A 17925-nucleotide genomic window follows, 5' to 3' on the forward strand; every position below is an offset into this window, starting at 1 on the left:
ATGCTTGATTGTATTTATTTAAGTTCTATCTTTATCTTGAGTAAATATGATTGTCTATTTCCCATATGAACAAAGCTAATCAATTAGCTATTAATGGTTTCCATGAGGCCTTTAAAGCTTGTTTTTTTATACTATTTATCTTCTTAGCGGTTACGGTAAGTGCGCAGAGCAGTTTGAGAACCGAGCGTTCCAGAAACGACTCGTCGTTGTTAGCAGATACTAATATGCTTTCTACCGGCGATTATTTGGAGGGCTTGGAACGTGTGTATGAAACCTTAAACAAGGTGCCTACCGTAACCGCTTCTTTTGGTCGTATTCCGGAAATAATAAGTAAGCTGGCTGCGGATGACTCCACCATCAGTTTATTGAAACAACGTTTGTCTTTAAATGTTAGAACATTCAATCTGCAAAATTTGCAGATGTTCAGAACGCTATTGGATGAGATGACCGATAATGCAAACGGATACAATGACATTATCCTTTCGTATGATAAAGATTTAGATGGCATTAAAAAAGAAATAGCGGCGCTTAGAAAAGATACAGTCATTCGCCAGATTTTTAGAACGAAGGCGCTTCGCGATTCTTTTAGCGTTCAAATAAAGGCGCTAAGATTAAAAAGGGTGGGAACTGATAGCATCATTCGAGCGGCCACAAACACGCTAAACGGCCTGCGCGCGCATGTAGCCACCAACGAACTGGCAATCCAAGAGCTCTTATACCAAACCAATGTGCAACTAAAGTCAATTGGTCCAAAGGCCTTTCTCAAAGAGAAACGTTATTTGTGGGAAAAGCGATCGAGTACAACGGATGCGAAGTATCCGGAGTTTAATCAAATGTTTGATAGTGAAAAGAAAATAAATACGTATTATTTCAAAAACACAAGAAGTAACCGGGTGCTCCTACTCTTTACGGGTTTATTATTCTTTGTATGGGTGTTTTATAACTTCAAAAGCGTTAAGAATCATGGGAAAATGGATATTTTGGAAGATCTTAATTTAAGGTTATTAACCCCAATTCCTATATTGTCTGCCTTTACCTTGATATTTGCCCTTGCACCTGTTTTTGATTTACAGGCACCGGCCTTGTATTTAGAATTTACCCAATTTTTATTACTGATTATACTTACAACAGTATTTTTAAAAAGATTACCTCGAGAGACTTTGCTATCATGGGGCATATTTGTCATCTTGTTCATTGCGCTGTCTTTAGTGAGGTTATTGGGTGTTTCTTCTCAGGCACAACGATGGATGATTTTATTGATCAACTTAATGTCTACTGCCTTTGGTGTGATAGCGTTGCGTAAATTAAAGCCTATTGCGGGGAATTATCGCATATTGGTTATAGCCGGAACATTGTATATGCTATTTAATGGCTTAGCTATTATAGCCAATATGTTCGGAAGAACCACCCTTATGCAGATTTTTTATACAACCGGTGTATATGCGCTATTATATACGGTTGCCCTCATTGTAGTCGTACGTCTAATTACCGAAGCCTTTCTTTTGCAAATTAAAGCAAGTAGGATGCGTAAACGTTACGCCGATCACTTCGAATGGGAGGGGATTGCCAAAGAGTTTTCAACCATTATATCTTACCTTGCGGTTTTCATTTGGTTTGTATTGCTGACAGCTCACTTAGATATTCTGGAATTCTTTAGCGAAGTTATTGGTTCGTTTTTAAGCACACCACGCAAAATAGGGAGCTTCTCTTTTACCTTTGGCGGTGTTTTACTATTTCTTGGAATTATTTGGACGGCTAACTTTTTGCAGAAATATGTTGCCTACTTTTTTGGCGAAACAGGGGATGATACCATCGAAAATGCCAACGCAGAACACTCCAGGTTGCTGATTACCAGATTGGTATTGCTTATTGCCGGTTTTTTATTAGCAGTTGCAGCATCGGGTTTGCCAGTCGATAAAATCACCGTAGTGTTAGGTGCTTTAGGTGTGGGTATCGGCTTAGGCTTACAGAGCATAGTAAGCAATTTTGTTTCCGGGATTATTTTGATTTTTGATCGTACGATCCGCATTGGCGACGTTGTTGAATTAGGAAATCGAAAAGGAAAGGTAAAAGAAATAGGTATTCGTTCAAGCACTTTGTTAAGCGATGATGGCGCCGAAATTATCATACCAAACGGTGATATACTTTCTAATAATATCATCAACTGGACCCTAAGTAATAATAATATTCGCGTTAGCCTAACGGTAACTATTGCCAAACCATTTAATAAAGAGGAAATTGTAGAGATGATCAAAACCATCATTCTGGATAATGAACACGTGTTTAAGCGGAAAGCACCGAGCGTTATTATTAATCCGTTGAATGGAAAATGGTCAACAGTCAAAATATTCTTTTGGTGTAATCTCAATAATACAGACGCTCCCAAGAGTACGATCAGTGAGGCTATCTATCAGCAACTGGCAGAGAAGGAGATTGAAACACTTTAAATAAAAGTTAGTATGGGATAGGTTGCTTTTAGACGATACAACGTAAGTGGCGCCGGCATTTCTTTATTAAATACAGCCAGATAATTTGTTTTAATTTTAATAAAAAGATACTTTCGTTGATACTATGAGCAAATCGTTAGAAAATAAAGAATTTGGTGTCAAGCAGATTGCACGTTTGGCTAATGTTTCAATCGCTACTGTTGATCGTGTTTTGCACAATCGCAAGGGTGTATCGGAAGCAACCAAGAAGCGGATAAACGATATCATTAAAGAGTTCGATTATAAGCCAAATATTATTGCAAGTCGATTAGCATCAAAGAAAGTTTCAAAATATGCCGTGTTAATTCCTAGTTCTACAGAAACGGATTTCTGGGAGGCTCCGCTATCCGGTATTGATAGAGCCGCCAAAGCATTGAAACAATACGGCATTGTGGTATTGAAATTTTTTTTTGACCTTAATGATAAACAATCGTTCCTAAAGCAGGTCGATTTAATTCTCGAGGAAGCTGTCGACGGGCTATTAGTGGCACCATCATTTGTCGAAGAAGCAATACAATTAACCACACGCTGCAATGAACGCAAAATTCCCTATGTTTTTATCAATTCGGATGTACCCGGGCAGAACAGTGTCTGTTATATCGGGCCGCATCTCTTTTGTAGTGGCTATCAGGCAGCGCAATTGATGGATTTTGCCGTCAAAACGGGCAAAGTATTATTGATAAACGTATCAAAGGAACTCGATCAATACCACCACCTCCTTCGGAAAGAGGAGGGATTCCGCGCTTATTTTGAAAAAAATAACAAAAAGCTTCAAATCTTAAAGCTGGATATTAAACAAACAGATTCTTCTTCCATAGAAGATGCTTTAGATAAAGTTTTTAGCGAGCAGAAGGGGATAGAAGGCGTTTTTGTAACAAACTCCAGAGTCTCTGCTGTTGCCCATTATTTCGAACGGAAGAGCATTGTTAAGGTGCTCATCGGATATGATTTCTTAAAAGAAAATATTAAATACCTCGAATTAGGTATCATTCAATTTTTAATCTGTCAGAAGCCTGAGGAACAAGGTTATAGAGGTATTATGACACTCCATCGCTATACAGATCTGCACGAACGGCGAATTGAAGATCAATTTATGCCCATTGATATTGTAACCAAAGAGAATTATCGCTTCTACCATAATTAATAACCTTGAAATTTTTAAAAACAATTTGCATTTGAAATATCTTTTCGTAAATTGCGGTAACGTAACCGTTATTGTAAACTTTAGCTGAGTGTATTTACTGGGAATAGAATAGAAGTTATAAGACAGCTTATTTTATCATTAAAAGTATTCGTGTACGTACACGTTGTATAAAAATAAATTATGAATAGTATTCCAAGAAGAGACTTCATCAAAAAGGCAACTATTTCGAGCTTGTCAATCAGCCTGCTCAATCTTCCGCTGACTGGCAAAGCAAGTTTCAAAAATGTGAATGGAAAACGGGTAGGAATCATTGGTTTAGATACATCGCATAGTATTGCCTTTGCCAAAGCCTTAAATGCGGCTACACCGGATGCAGCATTAAAGGGCTATCGAATTATTGCTGCCTATCCTTATGGTAGTAGAGATATTGAAAGTAGCACCAAAAGAATAGCCGGTTATACGCAAGAGATCAGCACATTAGGAATAGAAATTGTAGATTCTATTGCTGATTTATTGACGAAGGTTGACCACGTATTATTGGAAACTAATGATGGTCGCCTGCATTTCGAGCAAGCTATTCCCGTCATCGATGCCGGAAAAACTCTTTTTATTGATAAACCCATGGCCGCTTCCTATCGTGATGCAAAGAAAATATTCGAATACGCGAGGAAAAAGCGAATTCCGGTATTTTCCGCTTCTTCTTTGCGTTATGCCGAGCATATTAAAGAAATAACGGAAGTGAAGTCGATTGGCGATGTCACGGGCGCAGATACCTATAGCCCTGCTACCTTGGAAGCCACACATCCTGACCTGTTTTGGTATGGCATACATGGCGTGGAAACGCTTTATGCCGTGATGGGAAGGGGATGTAAATCAGTTACCAGAACTTCTACACCGGACACTGACATCGTGGTAGGTACTTGGAGCGATGGACGTTTGGGAACTTTCAGAGGGATCCGAAAGGGAAAACGTGATTTTGGGGGGACTGCTTTTGGCACAACCGGAATCCAGTTAATTGGCCCATACAAAGGTTATCAACCCTTATTGGAAGAAATCGTGCAGTTCTTTGAAACAAAACGGCCCCCTGTTCAAGAAGAAGAGACACTGGAAATATTGGCCTTTATGGAAGCTGCTGATCTAAGTAAAAGCAGGGCAGGGGCCGCCGTCTTTCTGCATGAGATTATGCAATAAAATGAAGGCAATGGTAAAACGTGACTATAAGAGATGGATACTGGTGGGACTATATCTAGGCTTCGCATTTTCGTTAAATGCGCAGGAAACAACATTGTTTAATAGCCAAAAAGAAAAGATATGGAAAAAAATTGCTCCCTATTTTAGCCCACCACAAGAGTTTAAGGATAAACAAGATTCACTTCGACCACTCAACATCTTTTACAATGGCGATAGTGTATCCACCGTGCAAGACTTCTCAAAGCGCCAACTGGAAATAAAAAAGCGCTGGGATAGTCTGATGGGAAATTGGCCGGCCTTACTCAAGAAGCAACAACTGTCAATTATCGATACCAATGAAAAAGAAAGCTACTTTGAGTGTGAAGTGAAATTTTACTGGACGCCAACGGAGGAAACAACCGGCTATTTATTGGTGCCAAAAACCAAGGGAAAGAAGCCGGCAGTTATCACCGTATTTTATGAACCGGAAACGGCTATAGGTAAAGGAAAACCAAATCGTGATTTCGCTCTGCAGTTAACAAAAAGAGGCTTTATAACGTTATCTATTGGAACTTCAGCCACTTCAGAAAGAAAAGAATTTTCCCTGTTTTATCCGAATATAAAGCATGCGCAGGTACAACCTTTATCCATGTTGGCTTACGCAGCCGCTAATGCCTATTATGCATTGGCAAACTTTCCGGAGGTTTCATCCGATAAGATAGGTATTATGGGACATTCCTTTGGTGGTAAATGGGCCATGTTCGCTTCTTGCTTGTTCGATCGTTTTGCTTGCGCCGTATGGTCAGATCCGGGAATTTTATTTCAGCATGATCGTGAATCGATCAATTATTGGGAGCCTTGGTACCTGGGTTATCATCCAAAACCATGGCGAAAACGCGGCTTGATAAGTAAGGAAAATCCGGCTTTTGGATTATATCCCTGGCTTATTAAGAATGGATATAATCTGCATGAGTTGCATGCACTTATGGTACCGAGACCTTTCTTAGTACTAGGAGGTGCCGAGGATCCGCCGGACCGATGGCACACATTAAATCGGATCATAGCACTAAACCACAGGTTTGGCTATGATAATCGTGTCGCTATGCACAATAGGCCTACACATGAGCCGAATAACGAGGCAAATGAAATTGCTTACTTGTTCTTTGAATATTTCTTGAAATAAATAAAATCTTATATGTAAACCACAAACTCACAAACTTAACCTTAAAACTTATGAGAAGAAAAAATTACGCTCTCTTTCTTAGCGTAGTATGGATGTTACTTCTTGGAGAAGAAGTAATGGCACGTACTCAGCAAACCAACAGGTTGAATAGGCAAGATTTTATTGATGTAGTCGGTAACGTAACCGCTTCCGATGGATCTCCGCTGCCCGGGGTCAGTGTCAAGGTTAAAGGTGGGGTGGCAGGTACTTCAACCGATTTAGACGGCAAATTCCAACTCAGGCGTTTGACAGGGAAGGAGACACTCCTATTTACTTTTGTAGGATATAAGCCACAAGAAGTTAGTCTGCTGGGACGGCGATCTTTACAAGTTCGTTTGGAAGAGGACTTTACCAGCTTAGAGGAGATCGTAGTGATTGGTTATGGTACGCAATCGCGGAAAGAACTTACCGGTTCCGTATCTTCTGTTAAGGCTACTGAATTGCAGAAAGTGGCATCTGCTTCTTTTACAGGCGCTATCCAAGGCAAAGTCCCCGGGGTTACGATTAGTCAAACAACGGGTGCCCCGGGTGGTGCAACTTCCGTCCGCATTCGTGGTGTTGGTACGACTGGTGGGAATGAACCTTTATACGTAATTGATGGATTCCCAGTTGGCGGTGGCGGTATGACCGTCGGTGGAAGTACCGATCGAGTTGATGGAATGTCAATCGTAAATCCAAACGATATCGAATCGATTGAGATTTTAAAAGACGCGGCGGCTGCTTCTATATATGGCGCTAGAGCAGCAAATGGAGTAATATTAATTACGACCAAAAGAGGAAAGGAAGGGGTAACGACAGCTGAACTAAATGCATATGGTGGTTTGCAGCAACTGTGGAAGAAGCCACGGTTTTTAAATGCGGAAGAATTTGCCACCTTGGCTAACGAATTATATAGTAACTCGAATATGACCCCTAATCCCGAGTGGGCTAATCCTGCTTCGTTCGGTAAGGGAACCGATTGGATTGAAGAGGTGTTCCGCACTGCTCCTTTACAGAATTACGATGTGAATGTAAGTGGCGGATCTCAAAAAGTGCAGGCGGCTCTTTCTTTAGGCTATCGGGATCAACAAGGGACTTTAATCGAAACATGGAGTAAGCGATATACGGGTAGAGCCAATGTGGATGTCAATGTGAGCAATAAACTAAAATTTGGAGGAACCTTGGCTTTTGCTTATACCCATAGTAAAGGGCAGCGCAATGAAGATTTTCGGCTGGGTATCTTTAACCTTGCACAACAATTTTACCCCACACTGGGTTTAAGAGACGTCGTTAACGGTTCTTCAGCCTATTATTCTACCCAAGGTGACAACCCCATTCTCCGCGCAGAGTCGATGGAAAACTTTCTGAAAAATATGCGGATGTATGGAAATGCCTATGGAGAATATGAAATCGTCAATGGCCTGAAATGGCGGACGAGCATTGGCATTGACGCCAATAATAATAGAAGCACCACTTGGGAACCTAAAGTTGAAAGAGGTCATTATCGCAACTTACAAGCTATTTTGGGAGAGACGTATACGCAGGGATTGAATTGGTTGATAGAAAATACCTTGTCATTTAATAAGGCCTTTAATGAGCATAATATTTCAGCGGTTATTGGTCAAACGGCACAAAAAAACACGAACGATTGGATCGGTGTAACGGCTAGAGATTTCCAGAACGAGAATCTTCAGATTATCAATGGTAGTGCCGAATTAGAACGCAGAGCCAATGGCACGGGATCCGTATATTCCTTGGCCTCTTACCTGGGCCGCATTAATTATACTTACCGAAATAAATATCTCTTCTCGGCAAGTATTCGCCGGGATGGCTCTTCTAATTTTGGTCCGAATCATAAATGGGGAAACTTTCCTTCTTTCTCGGCAGGATGGAATATTTCGGAAGAAACGTTCTTTAAGCAGATCAAAGCGATCAACTCATTGAAATTAAGGGCCAGTTGGGGACAGTTAGGAAACGACGCTATTGGCGCCTTTAGCTATGCGAGTACAATCGGATTGGGAAGAGTGGGCGATAATTATGTGCTAGGTCCGGATCAAGGCTTAGCGATTGGCGCAAGTATGATCCGCCCGGGAAATCAAAACCTAAAATGGGAAACGAGTGAGCAGATTAATATCGGACTTGATGCCTCCTTTTTAAATGATCACGCGTATCTGACCGCAGAGTATTATATTAAAGATACGAAGGATATGTTGGTAAGTTTACCGGTGTCGATGGAGGCAGGTTTTGAGAGCGCACCATCCGTAAATGGTGGAAAGGTTAGGAATAAGGGATTGGAATTACTACTGGGATATAATGGTAACAGCGGCGAATTTAAATACGATCTGAGCTTCAATTTGGCAACACTGAAAAATGAAGTATTATCATTGGGGACGGGTCGTCCTATCACTGGACCAACAGTCGGTTTTACGAGTATGAGCTCATCATACACCGAAGTTGGCGAGCCTATCGGATATTTTAGAGGATATATAGTAGATGGAATCTATCAACAGGATGAGGAAGTGAATAAAGCACTGCAGCCGAATGCACAGGCAGGCGATTTTAGATTTAGAGATGTAAATGGGGATGGTGTATTGTCTGATGCGGATCGTGTCAAGCTTGGAAGTCCTTGGCCGTCATTAACATATGGTGCAAATATGGATTTTTCTTATAAAGGATTCGATTTGAATATTTTGTTTCAGGGAGTTGCAGGGAATGAGATTTTTCATGTAAACAAATTTTCGACCTACCCGATTAAATACTTTGGAGGGAGTGGTGTCATTAATGCATCGGCGGAGGTTCTAAATCGATGGACACCCGAGAATGGCGGTAATACGGTTCCAAGATTGACTTATACCGATGCCAACGGAAATTATGCCAACGTTTCTTCCTTTTACATTGAAAAAGGAGATTTTCTTCGCCTACGCAATGTGACCTTGGGTTACAGCTTGCCTAGCGGTTTATTCGCCGATGAGGGTTTGATCAAACGGATTCGCGTTTATGTGAGCGCTCAAAACCTACTAACCTTTACACAATATTCGGGCTTCGACCCGGAAATCGGTAGTACGAGTCCATTGGCTTCGGGTGTTGACGACGGGGTATATCCTATACCAAGAACGTATATGTTAGGACTAAGAGTCGGACTTTAATGAATGACATGGAGTTACATACTAAAAATAAAAAAATGAAAACAACCTATATACTCGGTTTTTTAACCTTTTTCATTTTGATGTCTTGTGGCGATAAATTTCTATCCCTATCACCAAAAGATACATTAACAGAGGAAAACTTTTACCTTAACGAATCGGATGCACAGGCCGGTTTAAATGGCGCATATGGTATGTTACAGCGAGAGGAAACCTTTAGCAATGTAAGAGATGCAGCGGATGTTGAATGGGCAATTGCAGGTGATATGTACGAGATGGATGGAAGTGCTAACCGAATCGAACTACACACCTTGGCTTTTCCCGCAACCAATACAATTCTAAGAGATATGTATATGGGAGCTTACCTTGGTGTAAGTAGAGCAAATATAGTAATTAATAAGGTTAGCGCTATGGAAAATATCGCTGAAGAGTCCAAACAACTTATCTTGGGGCAAGCAAAGTTTTTACGAGCTTTATTTTATTATCGGCTGGTTACTTATTGGGGAGGTGTACCGCTAATTACTGAAATCCTAGATGCTTCTTTTAATTTGGAAGTATCTCGTGCAAGTGCCGAAGAGGTTTGGGCATTAATTGAATCGGATCTTTTGGCGGCAAAGACCGCTTTGCCGAAGACCTGGACAGGTAATAATGTTGGAAAAGCAACAACAGGATCGGCCCTGGCTTTGCTTATTAAAGCCGCTTTGTGGCAAGAAAAGTATGAAGATGCGGTTGGCTATGGGGAAGAGCTGATACAGTTAGGTGTTCACGGCTTGGTACCCAAGTTTAGAGATGTATTTAGCGAGGAAAATGAAAATAATGAAGAGATCCTATTTTCTACGCAGTTCAGACCTTCGCAAGATAGTGAAGGGAACAATTTAGTGAAGAGAACAGCACCCCGCGGTGCGCCTTCTGAATTTACCGGAGGAGCTGCCTGGAGCAATTTTGTACCACAGCAACACTGGGTAAATACATTTGAAAAGGATGATCAAGGCAAGATAAAAGATAAACGGTATTGGGACGTAATTATCGGTCCGGGAGAACCTCATCAAAATATGCCTGCTTTTGTGATGCCAAATGAAGTGCCGACAGGTTGGTCGAAAACGGGATATATTGTAACGAAGTATTGGGAAAAACCTACTATCAACAATTCGGGGATTAACGCACCGATCATGCGTTTTTCGGAAGCTTTATTGAATTATGCCGAGGCTCTCAACGAAATTGGAAGAACGTCGGATGCCATAGTACAAATTAATAAAGTCCGCGAACGAGCGGGGTTGGACCAACTTTCGGCTGGTCTAGGAAAGGAAGAAACCCTAGATGCAATCTTTAAAGAAAGACGGGTGGAATTTATATGGGAATCGACGGGTGGATTTTCAGATCTCAATCGAAGAGGTCGTTTCATCGACTTTATAAGGAAGGAAAGACCGAATATTAACGACTTAAATGTTGATCAGAAACCTTGGTTACATACCCGACCCATTGTATTCCCGATTCCCAGAGAAGCATGGGATCGCAATAAAGCATTAGAACAAAACCCAAATTATACATTTTGAGTTAATCAATAACGGAGAGCGAAATTATGATGAATCAATTCAACAAATCCCGCCGATCTTTCCTGAAGTCGGCCGCAATCGGAACCTCGGCTATTACCTTTGGCGGCATCTTGCCCGGCTTTTCTGCGAAGAGTTATGCGAATATCGTAGGTGCAAATGAGAAGGTCCATGTCGCGATGATGGGGGTAAATGCAAGAGGGCTGGCATTAGCAAACAATTTTTCTAGTCAACCAAATTGTGAAGTAGTTTACATCTGCGATGTTGATCGAAGGGCAGCGGCTAAGTGTATCAGTCAAGTAGCTAAAAACCAATCCCGAGAGCCGAAAAGCCAAGAAGATTTCCGAAAGGTTTTAGATCGGAAAGAGGTAGATGCGATGGTCATTGCAACACCCGATCATTGGCATGCGCCTGCTGCTATTTTAGCTTCTAAAGCAGGAAAACATGTGTATTTGGAAAAGCCATGTAGCCATAATCCATACGAGGGTGAATTATTGGTGAAAGTTGCGGAAAAGTATAAAAATGTGGTTCAGATGGGGAATCAACGCCGATCGTGGCCAAATGTAGCTGCGGGAATTGCAGACTTACATAACGGCATTATCGGAAAACCTTATTTTGCAAAAACTTGGTATACCAATAATCGACCCTCGATTGGTATCGGTAAGAAAGTTGCCGTACCCGAATGGCTGAATTTTGATCTTTGGCAGGGCCCGGCACCTCGGAAAGAATATAAGGACAATATATTGCACTATAATTGGCATTGGTTTTGGCACTGGGGTACCGGAGAAGCACTAAATAATGGTACGCATATGGTTGATTTGGCGCGTTGGGGACTGAAAGTTGATTATCCAACCAAAGTGACTTCCGCTGGAGGAAGATATCGTTATCAAGACGATTGGGAAACGCCTGACACGCAAGTGATAGCCTTGGAATTTGGCGAACAAGGTACCATTACATGGGAGGGAAGGAGCTGTAATGGACGCACCATAGAAGGAGCAAGCGTGGGTGTCATTTTTTATGGTGAAAATGGTGCTTTACAAATCAATGGTGATAATGGTTATGCCGTTTATGATCTTCAGAATAAGTTAGTAAAGGAAGTAAAAAACAGCAAGGAAATCGATACGAGAAATCTTACAAATCCTTCGCAGGCTCTCGATGCACTGCACATTCAGAATTTTTTTGATGCAATAAAGAAGGGAACGGATTTAAATGCAGATATAGTAAGTGGACACAAAAGTACCCTGCTGGTGCAACTGGGAAATATCGCGCAGCGTGCAGGTGGCCTGTTAAAAACGGACCCTACCAATGGGCATATTTTAGCGAATGAAGAAGCGCTTCAATTCTGGAAACGAAGCTATGAAGCAGGCTGGGAGCCTACGCTGGATTAAATATTTAAGGACCGGCAGATATATTGCCTATTGCAGAAAGATTATAAAGACAAACAATGAAAACAGTAACTGTAAGTACGTTGACCAAGAAAGATACCACGATTTCCATTCTGATTATTGGTTTAATGTTTTTTATATTTGGTTTCGTTTCCTGGGTAAATGCGATCCTTATTCCTTATTTTAAGATTGCCTGCGAGCTTACGCATTTTCAATCGTATTTAGTAGCCTTCGCGTTTTACATCGCCTATTTTGTCATGTCGGTACCCGCTTCCTATTTATTGAAAGCCCTGGGTTTCAAAAAAGGCATGATGGTCGGCTTTTTTGCGATGGCTTTGGGAGCGCTGATATTTGTGCCTGCAGCCCTCAGTAGAACCTATGGCATCTTCTTGTTAGGCTTATTTACGATCGGTATCGGCCTGGCCATTTTGCAAACGGCAGCGAATCCTTACATCACGATCTTGGGGCCAAAAGAACGGGCCGCTCAACGCATCAGTATCATGGGGATTTGTAACAAAGGCGCCGGAATATTAGCGCCGATTTTATTTGCTGCCGTTATTTTGAAACCAACAGATCAGGCCTTATTTGAACAGTTAACACATATGGGAGTTGCCGAACGAGCGCAAGAGCTGGATGAGCTGATACGAAGGGTTATTGCCCCGTACACGGTTCTTGGAATAACGCTTGTTTTAATTGGTTTGGGCGTGCGGTACTCGCCACTTCCTGAAATCAATACGGAAGAAGAGGATGAGCAGGTAGCAGCGGCGAATAGTGATAAACATAGCATTTTTCAATTTCCGCATCTAATTTTGGGCGCTGTGGCTATATTTATCCATGTCGGCACGCAGGTAATTGCAATAGATACGATCATTAATTATGCAGGCTCTATGGATATTCCCTTGTTGGAGGCGAAAGTTTTCCCATCTTATACCTTATTTGTCACCATCTGTGGTTATTGCTTAGGCATCATCTGTATTCCCCGGTGGATCAGCCAGGTGAATGCATTACGCATTTGCACCCTTCTTGGAGCTGCCTTAACACTCTTAATAATTTTTGCTCGGGGAAATGTGTCTATATTAGGCCATCATACCGACATATCGATATGGTTTGTCGTGCTATTAGGCTTCGGCAATTCCTTGATATGGGCCGGGATATGGCCATTGGCACTCGATGGATTAGGGCGATTCACTAAATTAGGCGGTTCTTTATTGATTATGGGCCTCTGTGGTAACGCTATTTTGCCCTTAGCTTACGGTTATTTTGCCGATGCTTTTAATCTTCGAATGGCTTATTGGGTCTTATTTCCTTGTTATTTATATCTTATTTATTACGCAGCATATGGCCATAAAATTAGAAAGTGGTTTTAACTTAAAGGCCGGTGTATCGGCATAATTTTATATGACAGAAAAAATAATAAAAATTTATAATGCAAAATTGATTAGCCCGCAACGAGTGATAGACCAAGCGATTGTGCTTATTAAAAATGGGAAAATTGCGGATATATTGGAGGAAGATATAGAAATACCGAATGCGATTCATATAGATGCAAAAGGCAAATATCTTTCGCCAGGGTTTATCGACTTGCATATTCATGGTGGTGGTGGTGCAGATTTTATGGACGGTGAAGTAGAAGCCTTTCTCAAAGTAGCAGAAACGCACGTGAAATTTGGTACGACGGCGATGGTTGCGACAAGCTTGACAAGTGATAAGGCAAATCTCCTGAATACATTGAAGGTTTATGAAGAAGCACATCTCAAAAATAAACGTGGTGCGGCATTTTTAGGTTTACATATTGAAGGCCCTTATTTTTCGATGAATCAGCGGGGAGCCCAAGATCCGCGGTACATTCGAGATCCTGATCCCGATGAGTATCGCGAAATTGTGCAATCATCTAATGCGATCGTCCGCTGGAGTGCCGCACCTGAAAGAAAAGGAGCCATCGAATTCGGCCGTTATCTTCGGCAACATAATATTATTCCATCGGTTGCCCATACAGATGCGATTTATGAAGAGGTAGTGGAAGCCTTTGAAAATGGATACACCTTGGCGACCCATCTATACTCTGCAATGTCAAGTGTGACACGGAAGAATGCCTTTCGCTATGCAGGTGTAATAGAAGCTGCCTTTCTGATTGATGAAATGGATGTCGAGATCATCGCCGACGGTGTACATCTTCCCGCACCTTTGTTGAAATTAGTTTACAAGATTAAGGGTCCCGACAGGATTGCTTTGATCACGGATGCAATGCGTGGAGCTGCTATGCCTCCCGGCCCTAGTATTTTAGGTAGTAAAGAAAATGGTTTAGCGGTTATTGTTGAAGATGATGTGGCTAAGTTGCCGGATAGAAGTTCATTCGCAGGTAGCGTCGCAACTGCTGATCGCTTACTCCGAACCATGGTGAACGTAGCGGAGGTGCCTTTAGTGGAAGCGGTAAAAATGCTCAGCTATACACCTGCACGCATTATGAATGTGTTGGATCGAAAGGGATCGATCAGCGTAGGGAAAGATGCAGACCTGGTAATTTTTGATGCCGATTTTAATATTCATTGTACCCTTGTTAACGGCGTGGTTCTTTATGAAAGAACCTAATCTATCTTGTTTAGCAAAAAGGCGATCAAAGATTGCCTTTTTGCCATTCTTCAACAGCATAATTAGCGGCACGTGCGGTAAGCGCCATATAAGTCAATGATGGATTTTGATTGCCTGTGGAAGTCATACAGGCACCGTCCGTAACGAATACGTTTTTGCAATGATGTAATTGATTCCATTTATTTAACAAGGATGTGTCCGGGTCGCTCCCCATGCGTACACCTCCCATTTCATGCACTTCAAGTCCCGGATTGCGATTACCAACCTCTTTTTGGTCTGCTGTCTTTATATTTTTACAGCCAGCTTTTTCTAACATAGCAGCACCCTCTCGCAGAAAGTCGCGCATCAACTTTTCATCATTTTCTGTATAATCAATGGAAGTGATTAACAATGGTACACCCCACTGATCTTTCGTTGTTGTACTTAATCGAATATGATTGTCGTAAATCGGCACCGTTTCTCCCTGCATCATCATAGATATCGTCCATTGGCCAGCTTCGGTGAGGCTATCTTTTAAGTGCTGACCAATCCCATTTGCCGACTTATTCCAACTTGATCGACTGGCATTGAAGGCAATCATATAGCCTCTTAAAAAATCAGTTTCCTGTTGGTAAACGTTTCTAAAAGAGGGCATAAAAACCTGTGTTGGCCTTCTACCATAATAATAACGGTCTTCAAAGCCCTCCATCGTCGCCGTTATTCTTCCTCGGTAGTTATGGAAGGCGATATACCTACCCATGAGACTATTAAGATTTCCTAAACCTTTCGGGAATTTACTTGATTTGGAATTCAATAAAATAAGATTGCTGTTCAAGGTAGATCCATTCACAAATATTATATGGGCATTATAGATCGTTTCCTTCTTCGTAATCGTATCAACGGTTCTTACGCCGGTAGCTCTTCCCAGCTTTTCGTCGTAAATAATGGAATGGACAACGGTATTTGGCTGGATGGTCAAATTTCCCGTTTTCTCAGCCCAGGGAAGGGTAGAGGCATTGGAGCTGAAATAGGCACCGAATGGACACCCCCTTTGACAAAGTGATCGGGCCATACAGGTTGCTCTTCCCTGTCGTAGATGGATGTCTTCCGGTTTTGTAATATGGGCACATCGTCCTATAATTACGGGTCGATCCGGAAATTCTTGTTTAATTTTATCCTTAATATGCAGTTCCACTGCATTCATTTCGAAAGGCGGAAGGACCTCGCTGTCAGGCAAGTTCTCCAAGCCGTCTCTATTGCCCGAAACGCCAATAAATTTTTCGACATAACTGTACCAAGGCGCAAGGTCAGCGTACCGAATAGGCCAATCCGTTGCAAAACCATCCCGTTTGGGCGCCTCAAATTCGTAATCGCTCCAGCGCTGCGTTTGCCTTGCCCATAACAAAGATTTACCGCCCACCTGATAACCTCTAATCCAATCAAATGGCTTTTCTTGAATGTAAGGGTGGAGGTAGTCACGAATGTAAAAATGTTCGGTCGACTCATCAAAAGCATAATGTTTGCTGATAATCGGATTATCTTCAACCATTTGTCGCGTTTTGTTATTATGGTGCTTAAATTGCCACGGATCCAGCATAGCCGTTGGATAATCCTTTACGTGTTTAACCATCCGCCCCCTTTCTATTACCAATGTCTTTAGTCCTTTTTCACAAAGTTCCTTGGCTGCCCAGCCTCCGCTTATACCGGAGCCTATTACGATGGCATCGAATGTGTATTCTCCTGTATCCATACGTGTATCCATGTTAACGGTTCACTCTCTCCTTTTTAATATCGTCTTTGCTTATTTGCCTTCCTTTAGACGCAAACTTCTTTCGTACATAACTTAATACAATCGCTAAATCCTTGTCATTAAGAAAGGAAAAGCTCGGCATTTCATTTTTTCCGTGTAATATCAAGCGAATGAATTCGGCTGTTTCTCCTTCAACTATTTTGTTATGCAGAAGCGAAGGGTAGGTCCCCGTAAGACCACGACCATTGGGTTTATGGCATGATGCGCAGTAATTCGTATAGAGTATTTCTCCCTCACTTCGCATCTCTTTAGTATTACTTGCGATTTTTGCTTTTAATACAAGGTTGGCAGTTGATATGCTTTTGTCTACTTTCTTGATTTGTAAAATGCGATCATCATTTTCTTCGGCAAATCCATTGGGATTCCAATCACGATTACTGGTGGCCATATACACTGTTCCGTCAGGGGACGCGTATACGGCGCGGATGCGACCGAAGGTGCGTTCAAAAAAATGATAAACCGTATCGGCCTTCGTCCCTTCTTTGTTTAACGGAAGCGCATATAGGCTATTACCCTTTAGGGTTGCCAATAGCAATGTATTTTTCCATTCGGGAATTTCAGCTGATGCGTAATAAGCTAAACCTGCGGGTGCGATGGTCGGTGTCCAAGCATGTAAGGGCGGTGCTAATATAGAATCCTGGGCAAATAATCGTTCTTCTTGGCTGTCGACGTATCCGGCTATTTTAGGCCAGCCATAGTTGCCACCCCTTTGGATGATATTGACCTCATCGTCTGTGGCATCACCATGGTCGGAATTATATAAGATCCCCTTGGGACTAAAAACAAGTCCCTGTGGGTTTCGTAAACCCCAAGCCCATACTGCGTTGTTTGGAAAGGGATTATCTGAAGGAATGCTTCCATCTATATTAAAGCGCAGTATCTTCCCATTTGGAGAGGCTAAATTTTGCGCATTCTCATTTTGTGCGCCGTCGCCCGTGGCTATGATCAATTTACCGTCCGGAGCTATAGCTACTCGGGCCCCAAAATGGCCTTTCCATGCCGGATATTCCAATATCGTTAAGGGGTGAACCAATGTATCTGCTTCATAGGTGTAGCGAACCACCCTTGAAACATGAACTTGATCACTTTTACGCGCAGAATAGGCAATAAAAACATAAGGAGTTTCGGACATATTTGGATGTGTTACCATTCCCAATAATCCAGCGGTCCGTTCACGGTAAAGGTTAGGTAGCGTAAGAAGTGTTTTGATATGACCTGATTTAGCATCTATCTTGTTCACTTTTCCTGATTGCTCTGTAAACCAAATTTCATCGTCGGGTCCGCTGGTAATTTCCCACGGTACATCTAAGTGACTCGCTACAATATTTACACGCACATAGGTTGAATCCAGCAGGAAAATAGGTGCTTCTTCCTCTTGTTTATCTGTATGCTTACAGGTAAAAAAAAGAAATATACCGTAAATAATGAGTAGCCACGCAATGCATTTTTTTTTCATCTTATCTGTTCA

11 protein-coding genes are annotated in these 17925 nt (G+C 41.8%); 9 read left to right on the forward strand and 2 right to left on the reverse strand.

The features are described 5' to 3' along the window. Positions 1–65: 65 nt before the first annotated feature. The 9 genes from ACH11B_RS15490 (at position 66) to nagA (ending at position 14668) form a co-directional block, all read left to right on the forward strand. Positions 66–2447, forward strand: a complete 2382-nt coding sequence (locus ACH11B_RS15490; RefSeq protein ID WP_377609663.1) for a mechanosensitive ion channel family protein — start codon at positions 66–68, stop codon at positions 2445–2447. Between the two features lie 124 nt (positions 2448–2571). Continuing rightward, entirely contained in the window at positions 2572–3630 is a 1059-nt protein-coding gene (locus tag ACH11B_RS15495; RefSeq protein ID WP_013666107.1) for a LacI family DNA-binding transcriptional regulator, read from the forward strand. Positions 3631–3810: 180 nt separating this feature from the next. Next, entirely contained in the window at positions 3811–4821 is a 1011-nt protein-coding gene (locus ACH11B_RS15500; protein ID WP_377609661.1) for a Gfo/Idh/MocA family protein, read from the forward strand. 10 nt (positions 4822–4831) lie between these two features. After that, entirely contained in the window at positions 4832–5983 is a 1152-nt protein-coding gene (locus ACH11B_RS15505; RefSeq protein WP_130857597.1) for a prolyl oligopeptidase family serine peptidase, read from the forward strand. Between the two features lie 50 nt (positions 5984–6033). Continuing rightward, positions 6034–9147, forward strand: coding sequence for a SusC/RagA family TonB-linked outer membrane protein (locus ACH11B_RS15510; protein WP_377609659.1), 3114 nt, complete (start codon positions 6034–6036; stop codon positions 9145–9147). Positions 9148–9182: 35 nt separating this feature from the next. After that, positions 9183–10697 carry a RagB/SusD family nutrient uptake outer membrane protein gene (locus tag ACH11B_RS15515; protein WP_377609657.1) on the forward strand — a complete coding sequence of 505 codons (1515 nt, stop codon included), beginning with the start codon at positions 9183–9185 and terminating at the stop codon, positions 10695–10697. A gap of 26 nt (positions 10698–10723) precedes the next feature. Beyond that, the gene (locus ACH11B_RS15520; RefSeq protein WP_013666112.1) at positions 10724–12082 is read left to right on the forward strand and encodes a Gfo/Idh/MocA family protein; all 1359 of its coding nucleotides are present in this window, start codon (positions 10724–10726) and stop codon (positions 12080–12082) included. Positions 12083–12138: 56 nt separating this feature from the next. Further along, entirely contained in the window at positions 12139–13446 is a 1308-nt protein-coding gene (locus ACH11B_RS15525) for a sugar MFS transporter (protein ID WP_013666113.1), read from the forward strand. Positions 13447–13477: 31 nt separating this feature from the next. After that, positions 13478–14668, forward strand: a complete 1191-nt coding sequence (gene nagA, locus ACH11B_RS15530; protein WP_377609654.1) for an N-acetylglucosamine-6-phosphate deacetylase — start codon at positions 13478–13480, stop codon at positions 14666–14668. Positions 14669–14693: 25 nt separating this feature from the next. On the opposite strand, the gene ACH11B_RS15535 is transcribed toward nagA, so the two are convergent. Together ACH11B_RS15535 and ACH11B_RS15540 are read right to left on the reverse strand one after the other, a co-directional pair. Continuing rightward, positions 14694–16397 carry a GMC oxidoreductase gene (locus ACH11B_RS15535; RefSeq protein WP_377609652.1) on the reverse strand — a complete coding sequence of 568 codons (1704 nt, stop codon included), beginning with the start codon at positions 16395–16397 and terminating at the stop codon, positions 14694–14696. A gap of 13 nt (positions 16398–16410) precedes the next feature. Next, positions 16411–17913 carry a PQQ-dependent sugar dehydrogenase gene (locus tag ACH11B_RS15540; RefSeq protein WP_377609650.1) on the reverse strand — a complete coding sequence of 501 codons (1503 nt, stop codon included), beginning with the start codon at positions 17911–17913 and terminating at the stop codon, positions 16411–16413. Positions 17914–17925 lie beyond the last annotated feature (12 nt).

Origin of the sequence: Olivibacter sp. EAT-5, assembly GCF_044784325.1 — a bacterium.
Lineage (GTDB): Bacteria > Bacteroidota > Bacteroidia > Sphingobacteriales > Sphingobacteriaceae > Olivibacter > Olivibacter oleidegradans.

Coding starts and splice junctions, on each gene's coding strand:
- ACH11B_RS15490 (WP_377609663.1), top strand. CDS start 66: ATGAACAAAGCTAATCAATTAGCTATTAATGGTTTCCATGAGGCCTTT.
- ACH11B_RS15495 (WP_013666107.1), top strand. CDS start 2,572: ATGAGCAAATCGTTAGAAAATAAAGAATTTGGTGTCAAGCAGATTGCA.
- ACH11B_RS15500 (WP_377609661.1), top strand. CDS start 3,811: ATGAATAGTATTCCAAGAAGAGACTTCATCAAAAAGGCAACTATTTCG.
- ACH11B_RS15505 (WP_130857597.1), top strand. CDS start 4,832: ATGGTAAAACGTGACTATAAGAGATGGATACTGGTGGGACTATATCTA.
- ACH11B_RS15510 (WP_377609659.1), top strand. CDS start 6,034: ATGAGAAGAAAAAATTACGCTCTCTTTCTTAGCGTAGTATGGATGTTA.
- ACH11B_RS15515 (WP_377609657.1), top strand. CDS start 9,183: ATGAAAACAACCTATATACTCGGTTTTTTAACCTTTTTCATTTTGATG.
- ACH11B_RS15520 (WP_013666112.1), top strand. CDS start 10,724: ATGATGAATCAATTCAACAAATCCCGCCGATCTTTCCTGAAGTCGGCC.
- ACH11B_RS15525 (WP_013666113.1), top strand. CDS start 12,139: ATGAAAACAGTAACTGTAAGTACGTTGACCAAGAAAGATACCACGATT.
- nagA (WP_377609654.1), top strand. CDS start 13,478: ATGACAGAAAAAATAATAAAAATTTATAATGCAAAATTGATTAGCCCG.
- ACH11B_RS15535 (WP_377609652.1), bottom strand. CDS start 16,397: ATGGATACAGGAGAATACACATTCGATGCCATCGTAATAGGCTCCGGT.
- ACH11B_RS15540 (WP_377609650.1), bottom strand. CDS start 17,913: ATGAAAAAAAAATGCATTGCGTGGCTACTCATTATTTACGGTATATTT.